At 37.3% G+C, this 25,787-nt stretch carries 27 protein-coding genes and 1 other annotated feature; of the genes, 2 read left to right on the top strand and 25 right to left on the bottom strand.

The annotated features are described in order from the left end of the window. Nucleotides 1-4 precede the first annotated feature (4 nt). Genes yqeH through KGI01_RS04700 form a run of 3 tightly spaced genes read right to left on the bottom strand, consistent with a single transcriptional unit; the run spans nucleotide 5 to nucleotide 2,463 of the window. A complete protein-coding gene (gene yqeH / locus KGI01_RS04710; protein WP_068452519.1) occupies nucleotides 5-1,108 on the bottom strand; it encodes a ribosome biogenesis GTPase YqeH in 1,104 nt (367 codons plus the stop codon). Then, nucleotides 1,108-1,629, bottom strand: coding sequence for a YqeG family HAD IIIA-type phosphatase (locus KGI01_RS04705; RefSeq protein ID WP_141273708.1), 522 nt, complete (start codon nucleotides 1,627-1,629; stop codon nucleotides 1,108-1,110). Before KGI01_RS04705 ends, yqeH begins: the two co-directional genes overlap by 1 nt. Nucleotides 1,630-1,677: 48 nt before the next feature. Continuing rightward, nucleotides 1,678-2,463 (bottom strand): phosphatidylserine decarboxylase, encoded by a 786-nt coding sequence (locus tag KGI01_RS04700; protein ID WP_141273706.1) that lies wholly within the window; start codon nucleotides 2,461-2,463, stop codon nucleotides 1,678-1,680. A 98-nt stretch (nucleotides 2,464-2,561) separates the two neighbouring features. Here KGI01_RS04700 and pssA point away from each other — a divergent pair, with 98 nt between their 5' ends. Then, nucleotides 2,562-3,086: a CDP-diacylglycerol--serine O-phosphatidyltransferase gene (gene pssA, locus KGI01_RS04695; RefSeq protein WP_255314737.1), complete on the top strand. Its 525-nt coding sequence runs from the start codon at nucleotides 2,562-2,564 to the stop codon at nucleotides 3,084-3,086. Between the two features lie 162 nt (nucleotides 3,087-3,248). Here pssA and mtnN read toward each other — a convergent pair whose 3' ends face one another. From mtnN to cymR, 20 genes are all read right to left on the bottom strand, one after another. Continuing rightward, nucleotides 3,249-3,941: a 5'-methylthioadenosine/S-adenosylhomocysteine nucleosidase gene (gene mtnN, locus KGI01_RS04690; protein WP_141273704.1), complete on the bottom strand. Its 693-nt coding sequence runs from the start codon at nucleotides 3,939-3,941 to the stop codon at nucleotides 3,249-3,251. A 75-nt stretch (nucleotides 3,942-4,016) separates the two neighbouring features. Beyond that, on the bottom strand, nucleotides 4,017-4,661 hold the full coding sequence (locus tag KGI01_RS04685; RefSeq protein WP_141273702.1) for a YrrS family protein: 645 nt from the start codon (nucleotides 4,659-4,661) through the stop codon (nucleotides 4,017-4,019). Nucleotides 4,662-4,874: 213 nt separating this feature from the next. Further along, complete coding sequence (gene greA, locus KGI01_RS04680) at nucleotides 4,875-5,351, bottom strand: transcription elongation factor GreA (RefSeq protein WP_068452507.1); 477 nt, start codon at nucleotides 5,349-5,351, stop codon at nucleotides 4,875-4,877. Nucleotides 5,352-5,454: 103 nt separating this feature from the next. Continuing rightward, entirely contained in the window at nucleotides 5,455-6,093 is a 639-nt protein-coding gene (udk, locus tag KGI01_RS04675; protein ID WP_068452504.1) for a uridine kinase, read from the bottom strand. 1 nt (nucleotide 6,094) lies between these two features. Beyond that, complete coding sequence (locus KGI01_RS04670; protein WP_141273701.1) at nucleotides 6,095-7,369, bottom strand: peptidase U32 family protein; 1,275 nt, start codon at nucleotides 7,367-7,369, stop codon at nucleotides 6,095-6,097. 13 nt (nucleotides 7,370-7,382) lie between these two features. Beyond that, a complete protein-coding gene (locus KGI01_RS04665) occupies nucleotides 7,383-8,312 on the bottom strand; it encodes a peptidase U32 family protein (protein ID WP_141273699.1) in 930 nt (309 codons plus the stop codon). Between the two features lie 5 nt (nucleotides 8,313-8,317). Further along, nucleotides 8,318-8,950 (bottom strand): O-methyltransferase, encoded by a 633-nt coding sequence (locus KGI01_RS04660; protein ID WP_068452494.1) that lies wholly within the window; start codon nucleotides 8,948-8,950, stop codon nucleotides 8,318-8,320. A gap of 207 nt (nucleotides 8,951-9,157) precedes the next feature. Continuing rightward, nucleotides 9,158-10,282 carry an endolytic transglycosylase MltG gene (gene mltG / locus KGI01_RS04655; protein ID WP_255314735.1) on the bottom strand — a complete coding sequence of 375 codons (1,125 nt, stop codon included), beginning with the start codon at nucleotides 10,280-10,282 and terminating at the stop codon, nucleotides 9,158-9,160. 170 nt (nucleotides 10,283-10,452) lie between these two features. Next, entirely contained in the window at nucleotides 10,453-10,722 is a 270-nt protein-coding gene (locus KGI01_RS04650) for a DUF1292 domain-containing protein (protein WP_068452485.1), read from the bottom strand. Between the two features lie 25 nt (nucleotides 10,723-10,747). Continuing rightward, on the bottom strand, nucleotides 10,748-11,029 hold the full coding sequence (locus KGI01_RS04645; RefSeq protein WP_087680306.1) for a DUF1292 domain-containing protein: 282 nt from the start codon (nucleotides 11,027-11,029) through the stop codon (nucleotides 10,748-10,750). 36 nt (nucleotides 11,030-11,065) lie between these two features. Next, entirely contained in the window at nucleotides 11,066-11,344 is a 279-nt protein-coding gene (locus KGI01_RS04640; RefSeq protein ID WP_068452478.1) for a DUF1292 domain-containing protein, read from the bottom strand. A 14-nt stretch (nucleotides 11,345-11,358) separates the two neighbouring features. Further along, complete coding sequence (gene ruvX / locus KGI01_RS04635; protein ID WP_068452475.1) at nucleotides 11,359-11,778, bottom strand: Holliday junction resolvase RuvX; 420 nt, start codon at nucleotides 11,776-11,778, stop codon at nucleotides 11,359-11,361. After that, a complete protein-coding gene (locus KGI01_RS04630; RefSeq protein ID WP_068452472.1) occupies nucleotides 11,778-12,047 on the bottom strand; it encodes an IreB family regulatory phosphoprotein in 270 nt (89 codons plus the stop codon). Before KGI01_RS04630 ends, ruvX begins: the two co-directional genes overlap by 1 nt. 264 nt (nucleotides 12,048-12,311) lie before the next feature. After that, nucleotides 12,312-14,969, bottom strand: a complete 2,658-nt coding sequence (alaS, locus tag KGI01_RS04625) for an alanine--tRNA ligase (RefSeq protein WP_141273697.1) — start codon at nucleotides 14,967-14,969, stop codon at nucleotides 12,312-12,314. 71 nt (nucleotides 14,970-15,040) lie between these two features. Continuing rightward, nucleotides 15,041-15,262, bottom strand: a binding site (T-box leader). Between the two features lie 57 nt (nucleotides 15,263-15,319). Further along, on the bottom strand, nucleotides 15,320-16,105 hold the full coding sequence (locus KGI01_RS04620) for a GNAT family N-acetyltransferase (RefSeq protein WP_141273695.1): 786 nt from the start codon (nucleotides 16,103-16,105) through the stop codon (nucleotides 15,320-15,322). A 109-nt stretch (nucleotides 16,106-16,214) separates the two neighbouring features. Then, entirely contained in the window at nucleotides 16,215-18,680 is a 2,466-nt protein-coding gene (recD2, locus tag KGI01_RS04615; RefSeq protein ID WP_141273693.1) for an SF1B family DNA helicase RecD2, read from the bottom strand. Between the two features lie 17 nt (nucleotides 18,681-18,697). Further along, entirely contained in the window at nucleotides 18,698-19,363 is a 666-nt protein-coding gene (locus KGI01_RS04610) for a tetratricopeptide repeat protein (protein ID WP_068452460.1), read from the bottom strand. Nucleotides 19,364-19,379: 16 nt separating this feature from the next. After that, the gene (mnmA, locus tag KGI01_RS04605) at nucleotides 19,380-20,501 is read right to left on the bottom strand and encodes a tRNA 2-thiouridine(34) synthase MnmA (RefSeq protein WP_141273691.1); all 1,122 of its coding nucleotides are present in this window, start codon (nucleotides 20,499-20,501) and stop codon (nucleotides 19,380-19,382) included. Nucleotides 20,502-20,519: 18 nt separating this feature from the next. Continuing rightward, a complete protein-coding gene (locus tag KGI01_RS04600; RefSeq protein WP_141273689.1) occupies nucleotides 20,520-21,665 on the bottom strand; it encodes a cysteine desulfurase family protein in 1,146 nt (381 codons plus the stop codon). 14 nt (nucleotides 21,666-21,679) lie between these two features. After that, nucleotides 21,680-22,099: a cysteine metabolism transcriptional regulator CymR gene (gene cymR / locus KGI01_RS04595; RefSeq protein WP_068452451.1), complete on the bottom strand. Its 420-nt coding sequence runs from the start codon at nucleotides 22,097-22,099 to the stop codon at nucleotides 21,680-21,682. A 131-nt stretch (nucleotides 22,100-22,230) separates the two neighbouring features. Here cymR and KGI01_RS04590 point away from each other — a divergent pair, with 131 nt between their 5' ends. Next, the gene (locus tag KGI01_RS04590; RefSeq protein ID WP_141273686.1) at nucleotides 22,231-23,517 is read left to right on the top strand and encodes a replication-associated recombination protein A; all 1,287 of its coding nucleotides are present in this window, start codon (nucleotides 22,231-22,233) and stop codon (nucleotides 23,515-23,517) included. 30 nt (nucleotides 23,518-23,547) lie between these two features. Here KGI01_RS04590 and KGI01_RS04585 read toward each other — a convergent pair whose 3' ends face one another. Both KGI01_RS04585 and KGI01_RS04580 read right to left on the bottom strand, forming a co-directional pair. Beyond that, complete coding sequence (locus KGI01_RS04585) at nucleotides 23,548-24,786, bottom strand: ABC transporter permease (RefSeq protein WP_141273684.1); 1,239 nt, start codon at nucleotides 24,784-24,786, stop codon at nucleotides 23,548-23,550. After that, nucleotides 24,779-25,678 (bottom strand): ABC transporter ATP-binding protein, encoded by a 900-nt coding sequence (locus KGI01_RS04580; RefSeq protein ID WP_141273682.1) that lies wholly within the window; start codon nucleotides 25,676-25,678, stop codon nucleotides 24,779-24,781. The genes KGI01_RS04585 and KGI01_RS04580 overlap by 8 nt, the downstream gene beginning before the upstream one ends. Nucleotides 25,679-25,787 lie beyond the last annotated feature (109 nt).

The raw sequence follows: 25,787 nt of genomic DNA, 5'->3' as shown, positions 1-25,787 counted from the left end.
CCCCCTAAATGAGTGACGGACGAACTTGTACTTCTACGCCTTCTGGTGCATAGGCTGCAATCACGACATTGGGATCTTGTACAGTAATCCAACCTAAACCTGAAAAGACGATATCTGTTTTACCTTCTTTAATCGAAAATTCATGACGTACTAAACGTGGAAGTTGGTCGATGAATTCAGCAGTTGGCGGTGCTAATAATTCACCTTTGTGATTCTCATACAATTCATCTGCCTTTTCTAATTTTGTACGGTGAATTGTTAAATCATTCGCTACATAAACTGTGAAGGCTGAACGTTCTCCTTTGATAAAGTCAAAGCGTGCTAATGCACCTACAAACAATGTTTGCTCTGCATTCAACTGGAATGTTTTTGGCTTGATTTCTTTTTTTGGCATAATATATTTTAACTCAGATGAATCTAAATGATGTGCCATTTGATGATGATTAATAATTCCCGGCGTGTCATAGATTCCTTTTTCGTCATCTAGTGGAATTTCAATCATATCAAGCGTCGTTCCAGGGAAATGTGATGTTGTAATCACATCGCCATGTCCTGTAGCGGTTTTAATAATGCGATTAATGAATGTTGACTTCCCTACATTCGTACAACCTACCACATATACATCTTCTCCACGTCGGTATGTGTCGATTGCTTCCATCGCTTCATCCATACCAAGACCTTTATGTGCACTCACAAGTAATACATCGACTGGTTTTAAGCCTAACTTCTTCGCTTCTTGCTTAATCCAATGTACCACTTTTTTCTTATTCACAGACTTCGGTAATAAATCCACTTTATTCGCGATTAATAATACTGGATTCGAACCAACGAATCGGTGTAAACCTGGTAACCAACTACCATTAAAATCGAAAATATCAACGATTTTTACGATTAGACCATTCTGTGTACCTAAGCCATTTAAAATGCGTAAAAAATCATCATCTGTTAAAGAAACAGGTTGAATTTCGTTGTAATTCTTCAAACGGAAACAACGTTTACAAATCACGTCTTCCTTTTCTAATGAAGATGCAGGTGCATAGCCCGGTGCTTTTGGATCCTCTGTTTGTATTTCTGTACCGCAACCAATGCAGTGTAACTTTTCTTCCATTATGATTGTTCCTCCCAAGTTGGTATTCCTTTTTTGTCTAGATACTTATAGACTCTTTTTTCAATCGCACGATTAAACTTCGTCACAAAACCATCTGAGTTCGCGACTGGTTTGACAAGCATCGTATAAATTCTCATACGATTTGCGCCCATCATATCTGTTAACATTTGATCTCCTAGCATTAATACTTGATTTACGGGTAAATGTAAAGTAGATAATGCTTCTTTAAAAGCGCCTGTCAACGGCTTACGCGCACGGTAAATATAAGGCAACTCAAGCGGTTCTGCAAATTTTTTCACGCGCTCTTCTGCATTATTTGAAGCAATGATGACACGAATTCCTGCTTCTTTCATTGTTTTCAGCCACTGTTCGACTTCAGGCGTCGCTAAAGCACGATCCCATTCAATTAAGGTATTGTCCAAATCTGTAATGATTCCTTTAATACCCAAAGCTTGTAACTTTTCAGGTGTTAAATCTAAAACAGAACCGACAAATTCCTTTGGCATAATTAATTTATACAAATGATGTTCTCTCCATTTTCAATTGATTTTTCATTTTACCTCATAAGATTATAACATATTACAAAAGGCTTCTCCCACCTGTATATGTGCACCTTGTTGAACATTCGGTAAAAATTCAACGGATTTTTCTTCAAATAACATTACAACAGTTGAGCCAAATGCAAAATAACCAATCTCTTCGCCTTTTGCCCATCTAGTAGATGTATTGGTTAATTGAATGGTATTAACGAACATGGCACCCACTTTTATGACCGCTACTGTATCATCATATTTTGTTTTTAGTTCTGTGATCATACGGTAGTTTCCTGAAATCGGCTTTCTACCATATTTTAAACCGGCTTGATTTACAGGATAGCTATTGTTCCCTAAAATGTATTGGCGCTCAATTTGACCATCTACAGGGCTGTGTACGCGGTGATAATCTGCTGGGCTTAAATAGAATACAATATATTGCCCATTTTTATAGCGCTGTGCATTGTCATGTTTGCCGAGAAGTTCATCTAATTGATAAACCTGCCCTTTTACAGTAATGGATGTATTTTGTGTAATGACACCGAATGATTCAATTTTAGAATCTGCTGGACTTGTCATCACATCTAGACGACCGTCAACTGGACGAGCACTCGATTTTAACTCTCTCGTAAAAAACTGTTGTAAAGTTGGGAAACAATCGACTTTTTTTGAAACCTCCTGGGTATTAATATCGTATATATGGATATATGACTGGATGAATCGTTTGCTAATTTTGGAGTTCATCATTGTTTTTAAAAGATACGATGACCACTTCTTATTCGTGAGTTCAATCGCGGTTTGGTACAGTTTCTTTTTGAGCATAATTGTGCCTCCGATTTTTTAATGATTTACAGTTGATATCTTAAAGACTTATAATAGTCTAATATTGAATAAAATTAAAGGAGTGTTGTCCATTGAATATGGTGGATATCACAGTAAAGAAGATGAAAGCAAACCTAGCGAATCTCATCACCCTTGGAAACATCTCATTTGGTGGTGCAGCGCTAATGGCTACAATCAATGAATCATACGGTTACGCGGTCTTATTTATTCTTATTGCTGCTTTGCTGGATCGATACGATGGTAAAGTCGCACGAAAATATAATCTAGAATCAGAGCTTGGTAAACAACTCGATTCGATGAGCGACATTATTTCGTTTGGTGTAGCACCTGCAGTATTAATGTATGAAGTTGAATTGACCGCTTATGGTAACTTAGGTATGGTCATCGCGGTATTATATATCGCTTGTGGTGCATTCCGACTTGCTCGATTCAATGTTACTGAATCAAATGGTTATTTCACTGGACTACCAATTACGGCTGCCGGAGCAATCTTAACCATCTCGTTTTTCTTCTCGCCATGGTTATCATCGGCTTTCTATGTCGTATTGTTCCCATTACTTGCGATTTTAATGATTAGTAATTTCTCATTGAAGAAAGTGTAAATAAAGCGAAAGTTATGCCTCTTAGGTGTGACTTTCGTTTTTTTGTTATACTATTCCCCTTTTATCTTCTTTCCATTATTTATACGAAAGAAAACTGAATTTGTTTCACGAAAGTTCACATAAAAAATGAGCCACGCCTTTTCAGCACGTGACCCCATTATTTTATAAACTTTTAATTGTTTCTAATACAACTTGTGTCGAATGCTTTGCAGCAACTGGTAAAAATTCATCAAAGCTAATATTCGATTCTTTACCTGCGATATCAGATAATGCACGAATCACAACAAATGGTGTACCAAATTGATAACATACCTGTGCAACTGCTGCTGCTTCCATTTCAACAGCTTTCATTGTTGGAAACTGCTTACGAACGACCTCCACACGTACAGGATCATTCATGAATGCATCACCTGTTGTAATTAAGCCCGTCGCTGCTTGATGTTCACCAATCTTTTGAACTGCTTGTTCTGCTGCTTGCATTAAATTTGCATCTGATTTGAATGCAGGTGGCATTTGAGGTACTTGACCAATCTCATAACCAAAGATTGTTGCATCTACGTCGTGATGGCGTACTTCATCTGAAATAACGATTGCACCTACTTCTAAATTCTCATCATATCCACCAGCTGAACCTGTGTTAATGACAACATCTGGTTTGAACTCATGTAAAAGAATTGTTGTAGACATGGCTGCATTGACTTTACCAATACCACTCTTTAAAAGGACTACATCTTTACCTTCGTATGTACCTTCTGTATATTCTGAGTTTGCAATGACTGCTGTTTTTGGATTTGAAATGGCTGCACGTAGTAACTCCACTTCTTCTTCCATTGCACCGATTACGGCAATTTTCATCGTTTGTTCCGCCTTCCATAGAAAAAATACGTTCTATCTTACATTACAGACTATTTGAAAATCCGTCAATGCCAATTAATAAGCACCTTGTAGTTGATTTAGCACTTCTACTTTTTCTGGTTTCCATCCTTTTTTTGCTACCCATTTTAAAGATACACGATATTTTTTCGTTTGGTCTTTTGAAGATACTGTAATAATTGATGCATCTGCTGATCCATTACCTTTCGCATACCAAAGAATCCAGTCTTCTTCTTTAAGACCTGTAATATTTTGAACAGCTTGTAATTTTTCATTCCAGTCAACTGTACCTGCGCTATAACTTGATACGTGCATTGTTGTACCATCATCTTGTTGCGCTGTTTTATACGGCTTCCATTCCTTATCTTCAATTACTTCATCAACAATCGTCTCATCTGATTTTGATACTTTAACCGTATCACTTTTTTTCAGTTCTTCCACATCTTTTACGACAGTTGGTTTAACTGTTTTTTTCTTTTTAACAGGTTCTTCCTCTTTAGGCGTCTCTTTTTGAGGTTGAGCTGTTACAGCTTCTTTTTCTGACTCTTTCGCCTTTTGTTGCTCTTCACCGCCCGAAAAAATAATACTAGCTACTAGAATAATTAAACTGACAACAAGTGCGATTAAATAATTTAAAATACGGTCGCCTTTTTGTTTACTCGTCATATGTTTTTTTGAACGATATCTTCTTTGTTCTTCCATACTTTCACCTCTTAGTTACCGTCATAATAGCATATTTAATGAAAATATGCTTTCTGTTTGAATACGTTGTTAGCAAATTGAAATATTTTAAAGATTGCATAACATATTTTACATTCATAAGACGTTTTTTTAGATAAAGAGTTCTTTATTAAAAAAGACTGAGACCTATGTGTTATAAAACACAATTTGTCTCAGTCTTTTTTTAATTACTTCTTATTTAATCGATACGATACGAACGTCCATATCGCCACCAGGTGTATTGATTTTTACTACATCATCAACCTTACGACCTAGTAAAGCTTTAGCGATTGGTGAATCGTTTGAAATACGTCCTTCGAATGGGTCTGCTTCTGCTGAACCAACGATTGTATATTCTTCTTCATCTTCGTCTGGAAGTTCTACGAATTTTACTGTGCAACCAATTGTTACTGTATCACGTGCATCTGAACCTTCTTCGATAATCATTGCATTACGAATCATTGTTTGTAATAAAGAGATACGTCCTTCTACAAAACCTTGCTCGTCTTTTGCTGCATCGTATTCCGAATTCTCAGAAAGGTCACCGAAACCACGTGCGATTTTAATACGTTCTACAACCTCTTTACGTTTTGTCGTAATTAGGTATTCTAATTCTTCTTCTAATTTTTGCTTACCCGCTGCTGTCATTGGGTATTGTTTTTCGTTAGACAATACAATCCACTCCTTAAGTACGATATAAAAATACTATGTCGCCATTCGTAACGAACGCGACATAGTGATTTCTCATTAACTTCTGTTAATCATTACCATGATATTACACAATGGTGTCAGATTCAACAATTGTTTTTATTTTTGTAACCATTAAATCGATTGCGACTTCATTTTGACCACCTTCTGGGATAATAATATCCGCATAACGCTTCGTCGGTTCGATGAATTGATTATGCATTGGACGAACAACTGATAGATATTGTTCAACAACTGAATCAATTGAACGACCACGCTCATTAATGTCACGTAAAATACGACGAATGATACGTAAATCTGAATCGGTATCAACGAATAATTTAATATCCATTAAATCACGTAAACGTTCATCTGCTAATACAAGAATACCTTCTAAAATAATTACGTCTTGTGGTTCAATATGTTCTGTTTCTTTTGAGCGTGTATGCAAAGCATAATCATAGATTGGCTTTTCAATCGGCTCACGATTCAATAGCTTTTCAATATCTGCAATTAATAAATCGGTATCGAATGCATTTGGATGGTCATAGTTTGTTTCAAGACGTTGTTCAAACTCCAAATGACTTTGATCTTTATAATAATAATCTTGTTCAATCACGACAAGGTTATGGTTTTTAAATACTTCATGAATTGCGTGTGTCACACTCGTTTTACCAGAGCCTGAACCTCCTGCAATTCCAATGACAACCGGTCTCTTTTTTGTCATCTTAGCGCATCTCCTTACGAATCATATCATGTGCATTCACTTTATGCTCACATTTGAAGCGAACAATTTGTAGTGGATGTCTTGCTGCATCCAATGATTCTCCTTGTTCATCAAAGATTTCTTCTACAACGATTGTAAAGTTCTCAATCGCTGGACCGAAGAATTCGATTTCATCGCCTGGTTTGAAGTAATTACGTTGTTGCAATGTAACCATTTGTGTTTCTTCATCGTAATCAAGTACCATACCACAGAAGTCGTAATTTGTTTGTTTACCATGAACGCCAAACATTTGCTGTTCATAACTTGGTTCGCCTTCGAAGAATGAAGAAGCTGTTTCACGATTCGCACATTTATCTAATTCTTCTAACCATTCACGTTTGATGACAAAGTTTTCTGGGTCTGCACAATAAGCATCAATTACTTTACGGTAGACTGTTACAACCGTCGCAATATAGTGAATTGATTTCATACGCCCTTCTACTTTTAATGAATCAATGCCTAGTTCGATAATTTTTGGAATCGATTCAATTAATTTTAAGTCTTTTGGACTCATCGCAAATGCTTCTTGTCCTTCTTCAAATAACGGCTTTTCTTTGCCATCTTCTACCGCATATAAATCATAATCCCAACGACATGATTGACAACAACCGCCGCGGTTTGAGTCACGCGCTGTCATATGGTTTGATAGTACACAACGTCCTGAATAAGCGATACACATCGCACCATGTACGAATGATTCGATTTCGATATCTACTTTTTCTTTCATTAATTGAATTTCTTCAGCACCTGTTTCACGTGCTAATACAACACGTTCTAAACCTTGTTCTTTCCAATATTGAACTGCTTTCCAGTTCGATAGAGATTGTTGTGTACTTAAATGGATTTCAAGCTTTGGTGCGACTTCTTTACACGTTTCAATAATTAATGGGTCAGCTACAATAATTCCTGTAATGCCAACGCCTTCTAATGCTTGTAAATAATCTTCTAAACCGTCCATATTTTCATTATGCGCAAAAATATTTGTTGTTACATAGATTTTCGCACCGTAACGGTTAGCAAATTCAACACCTTCTGCCATCTCTTCGATTGAGAAGTTCCCTGCATTTGAACGTAGACCAAACTCTTGTCCACCGATAAATACCGCATCTGCTCCATAATGTACAGCAATTTTTAATTTTTCCAGATTTCCAGCAGGTGCTAACAGTTCTGGTTTCTTCGTAATGACACGCTTGCCATCAATGATTTCTGAAATACGATCATTTATAATAGTCGTCATGTTACGTCTCCTCCTAATAAACTGTTTCTTTGAAGTAGAATCCAGTATCTAACGGACGTAATTCTGGTTGAATCTCTTCAATTTTTTCAAGTAAGTCTTGCTTCATATCTTCGTATGCATCTTCTGACTCCATGTACGCATCAATTGCTTGACGGTAGCAAGCTGTTACTTCAACTGCATAGTCATCTGAGCATAGAACCGAATCAAATTTAAATGAATCAACACCTGCTTCAAATAATTCATTTAGTTCATCAATAATACATACATCATTCGGACTGTAAATGTGTGTACCATTTAAATCTTCATAAATTGGGTATTTATTTTCACGTTCTTTATCATGTAAGAACATATTTTTCGCTTCTTTACGATTTTCAACTTCCATCGCTTTATCTTGGAATAAGAAGTAGTTGCCTAAAAGCGGACGTTTTGATTGGAACATACATGTCATACCATGTACAAGCACTTCAATCTCAACTTCTGCATTTTCTTTAATCTCTACAACTTCTTCCATGCTCAATTCACGAGCTAAATACGCGCGTGTTGCACCACGTTTACCCCAGTAATTTGCTTGGAACCAGTTTGTAGAAATCGTTTCTGCATCCCAGTGAAGTGGAATTTCACAATTTGCTTCTCGGCGCGCAATAATAACAGCTGGATCACCGAATACAATACCATCTACATCTAGTTCAGTTAGTTTTTCCATATAAGGAGCTAAATCATCGACACGATCATTATGATAAATTGCATTCATCGCAACATAGACTTTTTTGCCTGCTGCATGAATCATTTTTGTTGCTTCTGCTACTTCTTCAACTGAAAATTCGCCTGCTAAACGCAAACCAAATTTTTGTTCACCAATTAAAAAAGCATCTGCACCAGCTTCAATCAAACGTGCTACGTGTTCAACTGAATGGGGTGTTACAAGTAATTCTGGTTTTTTCATGTTGGTCACCTCTTAATACAAATCAATAAACCATCGCCTACTGGGAAGAAAGTTGATTGATATTGCTCATTTTGAATAATCCATTCCGCAAATTGATGAAGGTTTCGAATCATCGTTCTTTTACGTTTTGGTACATCTTTCATGTCTAAATCTGATAGACCGTGCATATACATATTATCAATGTATAAAATGCCCCCTTGTTTGACAAGTGGACTATATTGATCAAAGAATTTTTGATATTGGCCTTTTGCCGCATCAATAAAAACAGCATCAAAAGATGGATATTTGCTTGCAATGTCCACTTCTAACGCATCACCCTCGATTAATGTGATATTTTCTTTTACATCGGAACGTCCGATAAATGCTTTTGCATATTCAATGCGTGCTTCATCTCTTTCAATCGTTACAATATCAACATTTGGTACAGCTTGTGCCATACGAATTGCTGAGTAACCAATCGCGCTACCTACTTCTAAAATTGATTTCGGTTGTTGAATTCTTAGTAACTGTAATAAGTTTTCAATCGCTGAAAGCTGCATAATCGGTATGTAATTTTCAGCCGCAAACTGTTCCATTTCAATTAAAAGTTCATCTCGTTTAGGTATGAAGGATTGAATATAGGCATCTGAAATTTCCATCTGCTATTCCTCCTTAATTATATACAAAACACACTTTATCCTAACATAAAAGTATTTTAAAATCTAGATTTCAACCTTGCAAATCCATAATTTCATGCTTTTTCGACAAAGTTTTGAAAAGAAAACAACATTAAAAAAACCTAGACGATGTTCATTCATCATCTAGGTTTTCATATTAACGCTACCTATGAGGCTAAAATAGCATCATTATTTTTGCGATTTGATGTACTTGGCTACATTATTTTGATGCTCTACATACGTTTCAGCAAAGTGATTATTACCATCTTTATCTGCAACAAAGTATAGATATTTTGTTTTCGCAGGGTCAACCGTTGCGTCAAGTGATGCACGTCCTGCATTCGCAATTGGGCCTGGTGGTAGACCTTTATTCAAGTACGTATTATACGGATTTTTCACTTCTAAATCTTTATACAGCACGCGATCTTTATGCTCACCAAGTGCATATAGAACAGTTGGGTCTGTTTGAAGTGGCATACCTTGTTCAATACGATTATTGAATACACTTGCAATTGTTTCACGGTCTGTTTGTGCTGTCGCTTCACGTTCAAGAAGTGATGCAAATGTTAAGAACTCGTGCGGTGTCATGCCTAATTCTTTTAATTGCGGTTCATATGAACGAACAATCGCATCTGTTTGTGCAATCATCTTTTCAACAATTTCTTCTAAAGTTGGTTTCTTCGTGAAGAAATCATACGTAGATGGATATAAGTAGCCTTCCAATTTGTAGCGAATATCTTTTCCATTGATATCTTTCGTTACTGTTTCTGGATACTTCGCTTTCATCTCTTTAATGAATTTTTCATTCGTTACGAGTTTCATAAACTCTTTTGATGTATAGTCTGTATTTTTCGCGATAATATTACCCATTTGATCGAGCGTTAATCCTTCTGGTATCGTAATTTGTAAATCTGCTTTACGATATACTTTACCTGTTTTTAACGATTTGATAATATCATCAATCGACATAGATGGTGGAATTTGATACGTTCCAGCTTGGAAACCAGAAGCATTTTTAAACTTTGTATAATATTTGAATATTTTCGCATTACGAATAACGCCTTTATCTTCTAAAGTTTGTGATATCGTATCAATATTCGAACCGATTGGCAATTCGATTTTTACGGCTTTTTTATTATCTGAATCTACTGGTTTTAAAGCATTTGAAATATAAAAATAACTACTAATACTCCCAATTAATGCAATAGCAATAATAGCGATTCCCACGTACATCACAATTTTTCGGACTATTCTTTTTTCATGGCGTTGCTCTTGTAATCTCTTTAATTGATCATCGGGCACTTTTGGATCCACACATAATCCTCCTTCATCTCACTCTCATCCTGACTCTTATGTAAAGTCACAACATGTTCATATTACTTGATTCTCTCTTTTTTTTCAAAAATATTTTATACGATTCAAAAAATCCGCCCCTATTATCTGCACTTTTCATAAGTACAAAACAATATTGGACGGACTTTCTTTTACAGACTCATAATTGTATTGACTACTTCTTCAATCATTGCCCATTCTTCTTCAGTTTCGATTTCGTATAATTGCTCGCCGCTACCATCTTCATTTTCGATGACTTCTGCTGCTTCAATTTGAATATCGTCTTCTTCTGTATCTTCATAAAACACGATATACGTTGAATCTGAATCGTCTGGTTCAATGCGCGTTAGAATCGTATAGACAACCTCATTGCCATCTTCATCTAATTCCGTAAAGAATTGACCACTATAATCTTGAGACATGAACATTCACCTCATTTTGTAAGGACTATTCTTCTTCTTCGTCAGCTAGCTCAGATAAAACGCTCTCGATGAATTCCCATTCTGCATCTGAATCGCTCTCGATTCCAACTAAACGGTCGCCTTCTTCGTCTTCTACAACGATTGCTGCTTGTACTTCTACAGGCTCGTCTGAATCGCTATGTTCTGCAAAAAGAACGTATTCTTTTTCGAATTCTTCTGAGTATACGCGTGTGATGACAGCATATACGATTTCGTTTCCGTTTTCATCAATTGCTACAATATGTTCATGGTTGTGTTCTTCTGACATATTAAAAGCCTCCCTTATGGTTGTTGAAATAGTGAATTATTCTTCGTCGTCTAATTGCTCAAGAATGTCTTCTAAGTAAGCCCATTCTTCTTCTGATTCGATTGGTTGTAATTCGCCATCTTCACCATTTTCTGCTGGTGTGAATGATGAAGCCATGATTTGTACATAACCTTCTTCATCCTCTGAACCGATTTCACTGTATAATACGAAGTTTTTACCAAATTCTTCTGATTCTACGATTGTAAGAATCTCACAAAGAATTTCGTTCCCTTCCTCGTCTACTACTGTAATTGTGTTTTGTTTTTCATTTGTCATACTCTCATTCTCCTCTAAAAAGATTTGCGGTCTAAATATCCTTGTAAAATCATACTTGCAGCCATCTTATCAATGACCTTTTTACGATCTTTACGGCGAACATCCGCTTCAATTAGCACGCGTTCTGCGGCCATCGTTGTCAGTCTTTCATCCCATAGTGTAACGGGAAATCCAAATTCCTGCTCTAACAGTGTAGCATAACGTTGTGATGCTTCTCCACGCGGACCCACTGTATTGTTCATGTTTTTTGGAAAACCAACGACGAATTCCTTCACATCGTATTGTTTTACGAGTTCACGAATTCGTTCCATACCAAACTTTTCATTCTCTTCGTCGATTTTAATCGTTTCAATCCCTTGAGCAGTCCAGCCAAGTGCATCGCTTACAGCTACTCCGATTGTTTTAGAACCGACATCTAAACCCATTACTCTCATTATTTTGCCTCGTTATTCTTTTTAATATAAAATTTCACAAGCTCTTCTAAAATTTCATCTCGTTCAAGCTTGCGAATCTTTGTACGAGCATCTTGATGACGTGGAATATATGCCGGATCGCCCGAAAGCAAATAACCCACCATTTGATTGATTGAGTTATACCCTTTTTCTTCTAGTGCTGCATGAACATGAAGCATCGTTTCGCGAACTTCTTGTTCCATAGGTTCTTCGGGAAAATTAAATTTCATCGTTTGATCAAACTTACTCATGCTAAGCACCTCACAGTAAAGTTAAGTAGTGTACTACTCTTTCAACTAGTATAACTTATTCCCTGTTCGTTTGAAACTCATTTTGCCCATTCGCTATGAAATAATTACTAGTGGCAAGAAAATAAGGTTTAAAAAGCATTGTTTTCCTGTTTGTTCCACCATTTTTGGCTACTTATTTTCATAACGTCATCTGTTTTTACTACATCATAGAAAAAAGCCAGTTCTCAAACAGTTGCCTAAGAACTGACTTCTTCTATTCATTAATTATTTTGCTAATGTTTCATAAACCGATGCAAGTGCTGCATCTAGTTGATTCGCATCTTTCGCACCAGCCATCGCCATATCTGGGCGACCGCCACCTTTACCACCACATTGTTCTGCTACTGCTTTGACAATGTTTCCTGCATGGTATTCTTTTCCTGCGATTTCTTTTGTTACTCCTGCACATAGCATTACTTTATCGTCTGCTACTGCACCTAAAACGATCACCGCATTTGACATTTTTGCTTTTAAATCATCCATTAGTTGACGTAATTGGTTATTATCTTTCGCTTCTACACGTGTTGATAATACCGTTACACCATTGATATCTTTTGCATTCGCTAAAATATCACCTGCTTGTGCTGCTGCCATCTTCGCTGATAACGATTCATTTTCACGTTGTGCATCTTTTAAATCATGTTGTAATGATTCAATACGTGCGGGTACGTCTTTTGGATTTACTTTTAAAGCGTGTGCTGCTGCTTCTAATGTGTGTTGTTCTTCCTTCACTGCAAAGTATGCTGCACGACCTGTTACAGCTTCAATACGACGTGTTCCAGCGCCAATACCACCTTCTGAAACGATTTTGAATAAGCCAATTTCAGATGAACGTTTTACGTGAATACCACCACATAATTCGATTGAGTAATCTGATACTTGAACGACGCGTACAACGTCACCGTATTTTTCACCGAATAATGCCATAGCGCCCATTGCTTTTGCTTTGTCGATTGGCATTTCTTCGATGATTACTTCGATATCATCCCAAATTTTTTCGTTTACTGCACGTTCAATTGCTTCAATTTCTTCTTTTGTTGTTGCACCGAAGTGTGAGAAGTCAAAACGTAGACGATCTGGGCCTACATAGGAACCTGCTTGGTTAACGTGGTCACCTAAAATGTCTTTTAATGCACGTTGTAATAGGTGTGTTGCTGTATGATTTTTCACGATCAAGTTACGTTCTTCGCGATTTACGCTTGCAATCACTTCATCTTCTACGTTCATTTCACCCGATTCAACTACAACTGTGTGTAATGATTGACCGTTTGGTGCTTTTTGTACGTCTTTTACAAACGCTGTGAATGCATCATTTGAAATCGTACCGTGGTCCGCTACTTGTCCACCCATTTCTGCATAGAAAGGTGTTTCAGTTAAAATCACAAGTGCTTCTTCACCTTCAGAAACTGTTTTTACTTCTTCGCCGTTTGCAACGATTGCTGTAATAACTGTTTCTGTTTGTAATGTATCGCCACCTACGAATGTAGAAGCTTGTTTTAAGTTTGCTAACACTTCTGATTGTACTTTCATTGAGTCAACATCTTGACGTGCTTCACGTGCGCGTGTACGTTGTTTTTCCATCTCAACTTCAAAGCCAGCTTCGTCCACTGTCATCCCAACTTCGGCAGCGTACTCTTCTGTTAATTCTACTGGGAAACCGTATGTGTCATATAGACGGAATGCATCTGCACCTGGAATAACCATTTCGCCTTTTTCTTTTTGCGTTGCAACGACTTCATTAAAGATGGCTAAACCATCATTTAATGTTTCATGGAAGCGTTGTTCTTCATTTTTAATTACACGTTGAATGAATGCTTCTTTTTCCTTTACTTGTGGATAGAAATCTTGCATGATTTCACCAACAGTTGGTACTAATTCAAACATGAACGGTTTTTCGATACCGATTTGTTTTGCATAACGTACTGCACGACGTAATAAACGACGTAATACATAACCGCGACCTTCATTTGATGGAAGTGCGCCGTCACCAATTGCGAAAGCAACCGTACGAATATGGTCAGCGATGACTTTGAATGGTGTATTTACATCTTCTTCTGTACCAAAAATTTCACTTAGTTCAATTTCACCAGGGCGCATGTAGCGACGGTTTGCGAATTTTTCAATTGTTTCAATGATTGGCATGAATAAATCTGTGTCATAGTTTGTTGGAACATCTTGCATAACAGATGCCACACGCTCTAACCCCATACCTGTATCAATGTTTTGCTTTGGTAATGGTGTATATGTGTGATCTGGGTTATGGTTGAATTGAGAGAATACCAAGTTCCAGATTTCTAAGTAACGCTCGTTTTCGCCACCTGGATATAATTCTGGATCTTTTGGATCGTTCCCGTACATTTCGCCACGGTCATAGAAGATTTCTGAGTTTGGACCCGATGGACCTTCACCGATATCCCAGAAGTTTCCTTCTAAACGAATCAGACGTTCTTCTGGAATGCCAATTTCATCTTTCCAAATGTTGTATGCTTCTGTATCTTCAGGGTGAATCGTAATAGACAATTTTTCACCGTCGAATCCTAACCAATCTTTTGATGTTAAGAATTCCCATGCATAATGAATAGCTTCTTTTTTGAAATAGTCACCAATTGAGAAGTTTCCTAACATTTCAAAGAATGTATGGTGACGTGCTGTTTTACCAACGTTTTCAATATCGTTTGTACGAATAGCTTTTTGTGCATTTACGATACGTGGGTTATCTGGAATAACCGAGCCATCAAAATATTTTTTTAATGTAGCTACACCTGAGTTAATCCATAATAATGAGGCATCATTAATTGGAACAAGTGGCATACTTGGTTCTTGTTTGTGCTGTTTTTCAACGAAGAATTCGATATACTTACGACGAATATCTGAAGCTTTCATGTGTGTTTCCTCCTAAAATTTAAATGCGATGAAGTGCTTATCAAACAAAATAAAAAGTCCCCATCCCTATGGAAAGGGACGAGAACTGTCAATTCGTTTTCGTGGTACCACCCTAATTTATAAAAAGTATCAAGCAACACTTTTTATCTCTTAGCACTATAACGTAGTGAACGGCAGGGATTAACTGCACTCTGGAATAGCTTTCCGTTATCAATCGTGAAGGTTTTTTCAGCCATGAAACCTCTCTCTTAACACAATCAGTATAACGTACTCTTTTCCGTCATCGTGTTCAATTATTCTACTGCTGATTATAAAATAAAGTCGCTTAACCTGTCAATGCTCGCATCCTATTAAAAGTTATGCATTCCCCAGTAACCAATTGGTTCAAATCCGATGCGCTCGTAAATCTTTCCTGCTTTCGGGTTATCGTAGAACAAACAAACCACCTTATCTTCTGCTAGTAATTCCTCACACATTCTATAAAGAAGTGCTGTCGCATATCCTCTTTTTACATAATCAGGATGCGTCGCTACACCGACAATCATCGCTGACTGTAAATTTTCCGCTGTCGTTGAGACAACCGAAACAATTTGATCATCTTCCCAAATCGCATACGTACGACCTGTTTGATTTTCAATCGTTCGAATCATTTGTTCCTCTGTTGTCGTACTATTCGCAAACTCTGGTATTTGTTGTAATAATGCACGGTGCTGTGGAATATCTTCTACAGTTGTTTTACGAATTGTAAAACGGTGTGGTGGCGCTTCTCCGATTAGTGCTGTACATTTTGCATAGTGCATCTTACCTGAGCGTTTAGGTGTTTTTTCAATTAAAGGATATAAAGACGTTAAAATATCGTACATACCAGATAAACCTAACAGTTGTTCATCTGTATTCACAATACGAGCGAAGCCTTCTACATCATATGTTCCTTCTGCATACATCACATACATATGGTCGTAGTTTAACAGCAGTGCAATTAACTGCTCATCTTGAAATTCTCCGTAAAGTTGTTGTATGTCAGAGATGTATCCATACGCCTCCAAGTCACCAATAATGAATAAATTCTCTGCTGGCTTTTTTCCAATCAACTGAAGTACTTGTTGATGGTCTTCTTCTGTTAATTGTCGAATCATTTCATCATCCCCTTTTAAAGTTCCAACGATTATATCATCACATGGATCAAAAAGGAAACAAAAACCACCTAAGTTAATTTATAACAAATCAACTTAGGTGGTCTTCAATCTATTCATTTTCTAGTAGCTCTTGTTGTACTTCAATTAAAAAATCACTCGGTTTACAACCATCCATACCAATCATGGGTGAGATGTCCATAAAATTGTCCATCGTTAAAACAAACGTATTGCGTTGAATCATCTCACCATTTGTTTCTTCTACTTCTACTTTTTGTTCAGTAGCTTCTTTTTCAGCAATCTGTTCAGATGTTTCACCAAGACGCATCGCAAGTGTCGTCTGTCTTAAAATATCCGCATCATTTTGAATACCACGTAAAAATGTATCGGGTTCTCCGCACAAAATCAAAAAGTTTTTAGCACGTGTCAGACCTGTATAGAGCAAATTCTTTCTTAACATCTTTGCATAACTTCTTACAACCGGCATGATGACCATTGGGAACTCACTACCTTGTGATTTATGAATCGAACAACAATAGGCAAGTGTAATTTGATTTAGATCGGAGCGTTCATATGTTACTTCAATACCATCAAATGACACGATAACGACGTCTTGTTTTTCCGTCGTCTCTTTCGCTTTTAAAATGGAAATGATTTCGCCCATATCTCCGTTAAACACATTACTATTCGGTTGATTGACAAGTTGCAATACTTTGTCACCAATACGGTACGTTGTGTCACCAAATACAATCTCTTTCGTCTTCGCATTCTTTTTCGGATTGACAAACTCTTGAATCATTTTATTCAGTGCATCAATTCCGGCATCTCCTCGGTACATTGGCGCAAGCACTTGGACATCATGAATTGAGAATCCTTTTTTAAGCGCGGAACCAATCACTTGTTGAACGACGCTCGCAACTTGATTCGCATAGGCAGGGATAAAGGAGCGATCTTTCGTTTTCTCTGTTAAATTCGTCGGCTGCTCTCCCATTTTCATCTGATGAGCCAACTCAATAATGGATGAGCCATCCGCTTGACGATAGACGTCGGTTAATTCGACTGTCGGAATCGCTTTTGAAGCGAGTAAATCCTTTAGAACTTGCCCAGGACCTACAGGCGGTAACTGATCTTGGTCACCAACAAATACAATTTGACAGTGGTCATTTAATGCACGTAGTAATTGATGTGCGAGCCACGTATCAACCATCGACATCTCATCGACAATAATTAATTTACCACCGATTTCTCGTTCTGTTTCTTCGTCTTTATCTTGTCCATTAAAACCGAGTAGACGGTGAATCGTCTGTGCAGGTAAGCCTGTCGATTCACTTAGACGCTTCGCTGCACGACCTGTTGGTGCAACAAGAATAATTGGAAATTCTTCGTCTTTTTTACTATATTCTTTCGGATCAAGCGATAATCCATGTAACTCTGCAAACACATCAACAATCCCACGTACAACGGTTGTTTTCCCAGTACCTGGTCCACCTGTTAAAATCATGACCGCACTGTTAATAGCTGTCTCAATCGCATGGATTTGTGTCGTTGCATAGGTCACACCAAAGCGCTCCTCTGCATCACCAATCCATGTGCGAATTTCAGAAAGCGGAAAGGCCGATTGTTGTTCATTTTTCTCTTTTAATTGCAAAATTTTTGACGCAATCCCCACCTCTGAATAATAAAGAGATGGTAAATAGAGACGTGTCTCCTCACCACACAACTGTCCATTTTCACCAAGACGAATAATCGCTTGTGAAATCTCTTCGTAAGTGAGTTGGATAGGCTGACTTTGTTCCAAAAGAGCTTTTGCTTGTGGAATAACCTGTTCAGCAGAGACATAGGTATGTCCTTCTGAAATCGATGCTTGATTAATAATATGTAGCACTGCTGCTTCAATACGGTCTGGATGCTTTCCTTCAATTCCTAAAATAGCGCCTAAATCATCTGCACGCTGAAAACCCACTCCTTCTACATCTTGAATGAGTCGGTACGGATTTTCTTGTAAGAGTTGAAGTGTATCATCTAAATAGAGTTGATAGATTTTGATTGCTAATTGTGCGCCAAAACCCCATTCGCCTAATTTAATCATAATACGGTCCATCCCTAGATTTTGTTGGAGTACAAGTCGCAATGTCTCTTTCTTTTCTTCATTTAAACGCGGAATACCATCCAAAGATGAAGGATCTTGAATGATGACTTTAATTGCATCCGCCCCCAATTGATCGACAATGATTTTAGCTGTTCGTTGTCCGATTCCTGGGAATAAATCGCTTGATAAATACGAGATGACACCTGCTTCAGTTGCAGGAATCTCTTTTTCAAATGTTTCTGCTTTGAATTGTGTGCCGTATTTCGGATGGGTTGTCATACGCCCTGTAAAACGATAGAGCGCATCCTCTACTACCTTTGGAAAATATCCAGCGACAATCACTTCTTTTTCTTGGTAATCTGTATTCGTCTCTTGAATTTTCACTTTCACAATTGAAAATAAATTTTCTGCATTATGAAAAATAGAGACGACAGGTCGACCTACTACGAAAAATGGTTCATTCGCAAATAGTGAAAGATTTTCAGTCAACACTGTCCCCTCCTTTTTTATTGGTTATTCTTCTTTTGCTCAAGCATATCGTAAATATAACGCGCTTGATCAAATTCAGGTTGTAATGTGTAAGCTTGTTTTAAATGATACTGCGCATCTTTAATATTATCTGTAGAAACTGCAAATAATACACCTAAGTTATAATGTGCATCTGCATTATTCCAATCTTCATCGATAATATGACGCAGTTCTTTTTCTGCTTCTTCAAACATTTCTAATGAACACATTAAAATCGCAAATGATAAACGAATTTGTAAATCCTCTGGTGCTAATTCTGCTGCACGTTGTAAATAAGGAAGTGCTAATTTCGTATTCCCACTTGCTTCAAGTGATTTTCCAAGCATGAAGTAAGCATCTGCCCCTTCAATGCCTTTACGAATTGAACGCTCATAAATTTTTGCCGCTTCTTCAAAACGCTCATTATTGTAATAAAGATTCGCTAAACCATAATAAGCAGTCGCTGCATCTTCATCCAATGTAATAGCTTTTTGGAAAAAGCGCTCTGCACGTTCTGTATCATCCATTGAAGCGAGCAGATTACCAAAGTTAATGTAGCCAATCGCTTCTTCAGGATTTGCTTCGATTGCTTCAGTAAAAGCTTTTGCTGCATCTTCAAAACGCTTTTCTTGCATCGCTTTGATGCCTTCTTCATTATGATTCACAAAAATCCAACTCCTATTACCCTACATATGTTAATTTTTCACCGTTTTTAAATACTTCATCAATTGTACCGCCCCCGATACACTCATCACCATCATATAATACAACCGATTGTCCTGGAGTAATCGCACGTGTTGGTTCTGAGAATGTCACAGACCAATCGCCATTATCTAGTAATGTTACATCTACAGGTACATCTGTTTGACGGTAACGGAACTTCGCTGTGCAGCTAAAGTTCTTGTCGAATGTACGATTCGTCGTAAAGCTTGTTTTCACAGCCGTTAAGCTTGTCGAATATAACAAGTCATTATGGAAACTTTGTCCAACTAATAAAACATTACGCTCTAAATCTTTTCCAACTACAAACCAAGGTTCACCGTCTCCGCCGATTCCTAAACCATGACGTTGACCTAATGTGTAATACATTAAACCGTCGTGTTTACCCATCACTTTACCATCAAATGTTTCCATGTTCCCTGGTTGTGCTGGTAGGTATTGGCTTAAGAATTCTTTGAAGTTACGTTCACCGATGAAACAGATCCCTGTTGAGTCTTTTTTCTTCGCTGTCGCAAGTCCTGCTTCTTCTGCAATTTCACGTACACGCGGTTTTTCTAAATCACCGATTGGGAACATAACATGTGATAATTGTTCCTGTGATAATTGATTTAAGAAGTATGTTTGATCTTTATTATGGTCCACACCACGTAACATTTTCACGCCATCTTCTGTTTGTTCAACACGCGCATAGTGACCTGTTGCAAGATAGTCAGCACCTAACTTTAATGCATGTTCTAAAAAGGCTTTAAATTTAATCTCTTTATTACACATTACATCCGGGTTTGGTGTACGTCCTGCTTTATATTCTTCTAGGAAATATGAGAATACTTTATCCCAGTATTGTTTTTCAAAATTGACAGCATAATAGGGAATCCCAATTTGATTACATACTTTAATGACATCTTCGTAGTCTTCCGTTGCTGTACATACGCCATTCTCATCTGTATCATCCCAGTTTTTCATGAAGATACCGATCACATCATAGCCCTGTTTTTTTAATAGGTACGCTGCTACAGACGAGTCAACGCCACCCGACATCCCTACGACAACACGTGTTTTTGAGGGGTCTTTTACTTCATTCATTTTCTTCTCACCTGATTTCTATACATTCGCTAATCTTTGTACAATATCTACTGTACGTTTTGCAGCTTCTGCTACTGTATCATCTGTTAGCCCATATCCGAAACTAAAACGAATCGAATTACGCAATTCTGCAGAATCTTTTCCAAACATCGCAACTAAAACATGTGATGGATCAATTGAACCCGCTGTACATGCTGAACCACTTGATACCGCAACACCAGCCATATCTAAATTGACAAGGAATGACTCTACATCCATTCCTGCAAAGCTTATATTCAATACATGCGGTAGACCATTTTCGACTTGCCCATTAACTTTAAAATGAATCCCACTCGCTGTAAAGGTGTCTACTATGATTTGTTGATATTTTTTCAACTGTATTCGTTTTTCATCCATTGTTGCCTGTGCAATTTCGACTGCCTTAGCAAGCCCAACAATCCCTGGAATATTTTCTGTACCCGCACGACGTTTACGTTCTTGTTCCCCACCTAAAATAAGTGGTTGCAAAGGTGTTTGTTCACGCTGGTATAAAAATCCGACACCTTTTGGACCATTCAACTTATGCGCTGAAGCAGATAATAAATCAACTTTTAACTCGTCTACATTGATTTTTTCAAGTCCAAATGCTTGCACTGCATCCGTATGGAATGTCGCTTGATGTTCAGTTAATAATGCACCAATTTCTGCAATTGGTTGTATAGAACCTACTTCATTATTACCTGCCATAATCGTAACGAGAATCGTATCTTCGCGAAGTGCTTGTTCTACATCTGCAACTGATACAACTCCCTGTTCATTAACAGGTAAATAGGTCACTTCAAAACCTTCTGTTTCAAGCTGTTCACATGGATGTAATACCGCATGATGTTCAATTGCTGTTGTAATAATATGACGACCTTGCGCTTTTTTCGCATAGGCTGTTCCGCGAATCGCTAAATTATCTGCCTCCGAGCCACCACCCGTAAAGATGATTTCATTGTCTTTGGCTTGAATAGATGTTGCAATCACATGACGTGCATCATCTAAATATTTTCGTGCATGGCGACCAAGCTGATGGATACTTGATGGATTACCAAATACCTCTGACATCACTTCTGTCATCACTTGAATCACTTGTGGATGCATCGGTGATGTTGCCGCATGGTCTAAATAGATTTCGTTCATGAAAAAAATCTCCTTTAAATATAGAACATAAAGTTTTCATCTGTGTTTTCGTCTGTATATTTCGCTAAATCTTCCAGACTTGTTGTATCCAACACTGTTTTTACAGCATCGCGAATACGCATCCATAACTCACGTTGTGGTGGTGCTTCATTTTCGATTCCTTCTACAGGTTGAATCGGGCCTTCTAATACTTTAATCACATCTGCTGTTGAAATCAAATGTGGTGGCTTCGATAACATATAACCACCGTAAGCACCACGTACACTCTTGACTAAACCCGAGTTACGAAGTGGTGATACTAATTGCTCTAAATAAGCTTCTGATAAATGATTATCTGCGGCGATTTGACGCAGTGGAATTGGTCCTTGTCCGTACTGTTTTGCTAACTCAATCATAATTGTAAGCCCATAACGGCCTTTCGTTGAGATCTTCACTCGTATGCACCTCATCTAAATTATAAATTCTTTATCGTTAAATTATAACATATTACCACCCATCGTACTTGGTTTTGCTATACTATTATTTATTATGTAACATTCTTATTTAAAAAAAGGAGCCGATGATTATGACAAATGAGCCGCTCGCTTACCGTATGCGCCCACAAAATATAGAAGAAATTGTTGGACATGAAGACGTGATTGGACCTAACACGCATCTCTATAAAATGATTCAAAAAGGCCATGTACCGTCTATGCTCCTCTATGGAAATCCAGGTATTGGAAAAACATCAATTGCTTATGCCATTGCAGGAAGTGTATCTATTCCTTTCTTTGCATTAAACGCCACACGCGCTGGAAAAAAAGATGTCGAAGGAATTGTAGCGGAAGCTCATTTTTCAGGTCAAGTTATTTTATTTTTAGATGAAATTCATCGTTTTAATAAATTACAACAAGATACGTTATTGCCACATGTCGAAAATGGTTCGATTATTTTAATTGGTGCAACAACTGAAAATCCATTCCACGATGTGAATCCCGCCATTCGTTCTCGTTGTGGTGAAATTAAACAATTAAAACGACTGACAACTGAAAATTTAGAACAATTAATACGACAAGCATTACAAGATGAAAAGCGTGGTCTTGGTCGTTATAACATTCAAATCACAGAAGAGCAAATTCACCAAATAGCTAAAGCAGGTAATGGCGATGCACGAAAAGCATTGAATTTATTAGAATCTGTTTACTACGCTGCTGATGAAGAAGATGACGTGGCAATTGTGACAGACAAATTAGTCGCACAACTAGCTGAAAAGATCGGTTTATATGGAGATGCGAAAGGTGATCAATTTTATAATTTATTATCCGCTTTACAAAAATCCATTCGCGGTAGTGATGTCAATGCAGCGCTTTATTATTTAGCGCACTGTTTAGAAAATGGCGACTTAATCGCAGTGAACCGAAGACTACTCGTTATTAGTTATGAAGATGTCGGCTTAGCTGACCCACAAGTCGGACCACATGTGTTAGCAGCTGTTCAATCGGCTGAACGCCTTGGTATGCCAGAAGCGCGCATTCCACTTGCGCAAGCTGTCATCGAAATGTGCCTCGCTGAAAAATCAAACTCTGCGATAAGCGCCATTGACGCCGCAATCCATGATATTCATGCAGGTAAAACAGGTGAAATTCCTATGCATTTGCGTGATACACATTATAGCGGTGCAGCAGCACTTGGAAATGTCGGCTATCAATATCCGCATAACACACCAATTGGTACATTCGGTGGTTGGGTGAATCAACAATACTTACCTGACGAACTCGTAACACGCGAATACTATACACCTGTTATCGCAGGTAAAGAACAACGCATGGCTACCATTTACGATAAATTAAAATCATTCAAAAAGAAAAAATGAGAAACAGCCATGCGCTGCTTCTCATTTTTCTTATGTCGTTACTTTTAAGACGGTTTTAATTTTTTGCATAATCCCACCAGAGCTATATGTGAGGACACTTCGTTTATAAAATGTCACACTAATTGTGAAGAGTAGTGCAACTGTAGCGAATAAAATAGCGAGTGAAATCCATACCGATACAGTTGAAATATCCGTCGCACCTAAACGTAATGTCATAAGCATACCTGATGTAAATGGAATATACGAGAATACTTTAATAAGTAAAGAATCTGGATTCGAAATACCTGAAAGCATCACGTAAAAACCGATTAACATAATGAATACGCCTGGCATCATTACTTGCGAAGCTTCTTCTACCTTTGATACGAGTGAACCTGCAAGCGCACCAATTAATAAGAACAAGATAATTGATAGTAAGAAGAAGAGAATAACATAGATAAAGTAAGTAGCTGGTAGTTGGCCGAGCATCTCTTGTAAACTATCTGTCACTGATTTCTTCGCTGTGAATTGAATGAGAATATACGCACCAACTGCTAAAATCACAATTTGCGTTAAGCCTGTTAAAAACACACCAATTAATTTAGAAAATAGATGTGTAGATGGCTTAACACTCGCCATTAATACTTCTAATACACGAGAACCTTTTTCAGAAGCAATATCAGTTGTAATCATTGATAAATAGCTTGTGACGAATAAGTAGATTAAAAAGCCCATAATATATGCAATTAGAATCCCTGCTGACTTTTCTTCAGCTGTTTTATTCGATGTTTTCTCTTGTAAATCGACTTGTTTTACAACTGTATTCGTCTGTAAAATTTTCGCTGCCTGTTCAGCTGATAAATTTAATTGTTGTACACTATATACTTTCCCTGCATTTTCAGCAAGTGCATCAATTTTAGATTGAACTTGTAAATCCAGTGATTTCGCTGTTGCAAGTTCAACAGCTAATTGTTGATCTTTTGATGTTAAATAGACTGCTGCATCGTATTTTTCCTTTTTGACAAGTGCATCTACTTCTTTTTTCGATTCTTTGACAACTTTGAACTTCACTTCTTTATCCGAAGGAAATTGCTTTGCTAAATCGAGTTTTGTATCATCTACCAGTGCGATTGTTACATACTTATTGTCATCTGTAAAAATCCCTTTAATACTTGACCAGTTCACTGCTACTGCAATAATTGCTAAATATAAAAGCGTTAATAATATAAAGGACTTCGACTTAATCTTTTGAAGATACAGTTGCTTAACGAGTAGTCCAAGTTTATTCATTTGGCGCACCTACTTTCAATTTAAAGATTTCATCGAGCGATAAATAGTCCATGCTGAATTTGTCCATATAGAAACCTTCACTAATCGCTTGGTATAATGCTTCACCATAACTTTCATCTTGTAGATATAATGTGTAACCATCTCTCGTCTGTTCCACACGTTCAACACCTTCTAATACTTCAAGCTCTGGTTTTGTTTTCGCCGTACGAATGCTCAGTTTGATTTTTCCGTATAGTGCCTTTAACTCTTGTAATCCACCTGTATAAAGTGAAACACCTCGTTTTAAAATACATAAGTGGTCGCATAGTTCTTCAACATTATCCATTTGATGACTTGAAAATAAAATTGTCGTTCCTTGCTTTTTCAAGTCTAAAATCGCATCCATTAATAACTGACGATTCACAGGATCTAGCCCACTAAACGGCTCATCCAAAATTAAAAATTCTGGTTTATGAATAAAACTCGCAATCAGTTGTACTTTTTGTTGATTCCCTTTTGAAAGTGTCTCTGCTTTATCATTTCGCTTATCTGTCAGCTCAAATCGTTCTAACCAGTACTGAATTTCCGTCTTTAATTCTTTTTTGGATTTCCCTTTTAACATACCGAAAAAGTAAAGCTGTTCTTCTATTTTCATTTGTGGGTAAATGCCACGTTCTTCAGGTAAATAACCTAAAAAATCACGCTCTAGCTTATGTACCGATTTTCCTTTCCATAAAATTGTTCCTTCTGTCGTATCTTGAAGATTTAAAATCATACGGAAAGTCGTTGTTTTACCTGCACCATTTTGACCAATTAATCCGAAGACTTCTCCTTCATTAATCGTAAAATCTAGTGCATTGACAGCAACAAAATCTTTATACTTTTTTGTTACCTGTCTCACTTCTAGTGTCATGGAACACACTCCTTTTCATGTTATCTATTTATTATACAGAATAAATAAGTAAAAAGTTTCATTTATTTCCAACGTGGTTGTAAAAAATAAAAAGTAGGACACCGTTTAC

Origin of the sequence: Kurthia gibsonii (assembly GCF_006539985.1) — a bacterium.
GTDB lineage: Bacteria > Bacillota > Bacilli > Bacillales_A > Planococcaceae > Kurthia > Kurthia gibsonii.
This window is presented reverse-complemented; position numbering and strand designations above follow the sequence as displayed.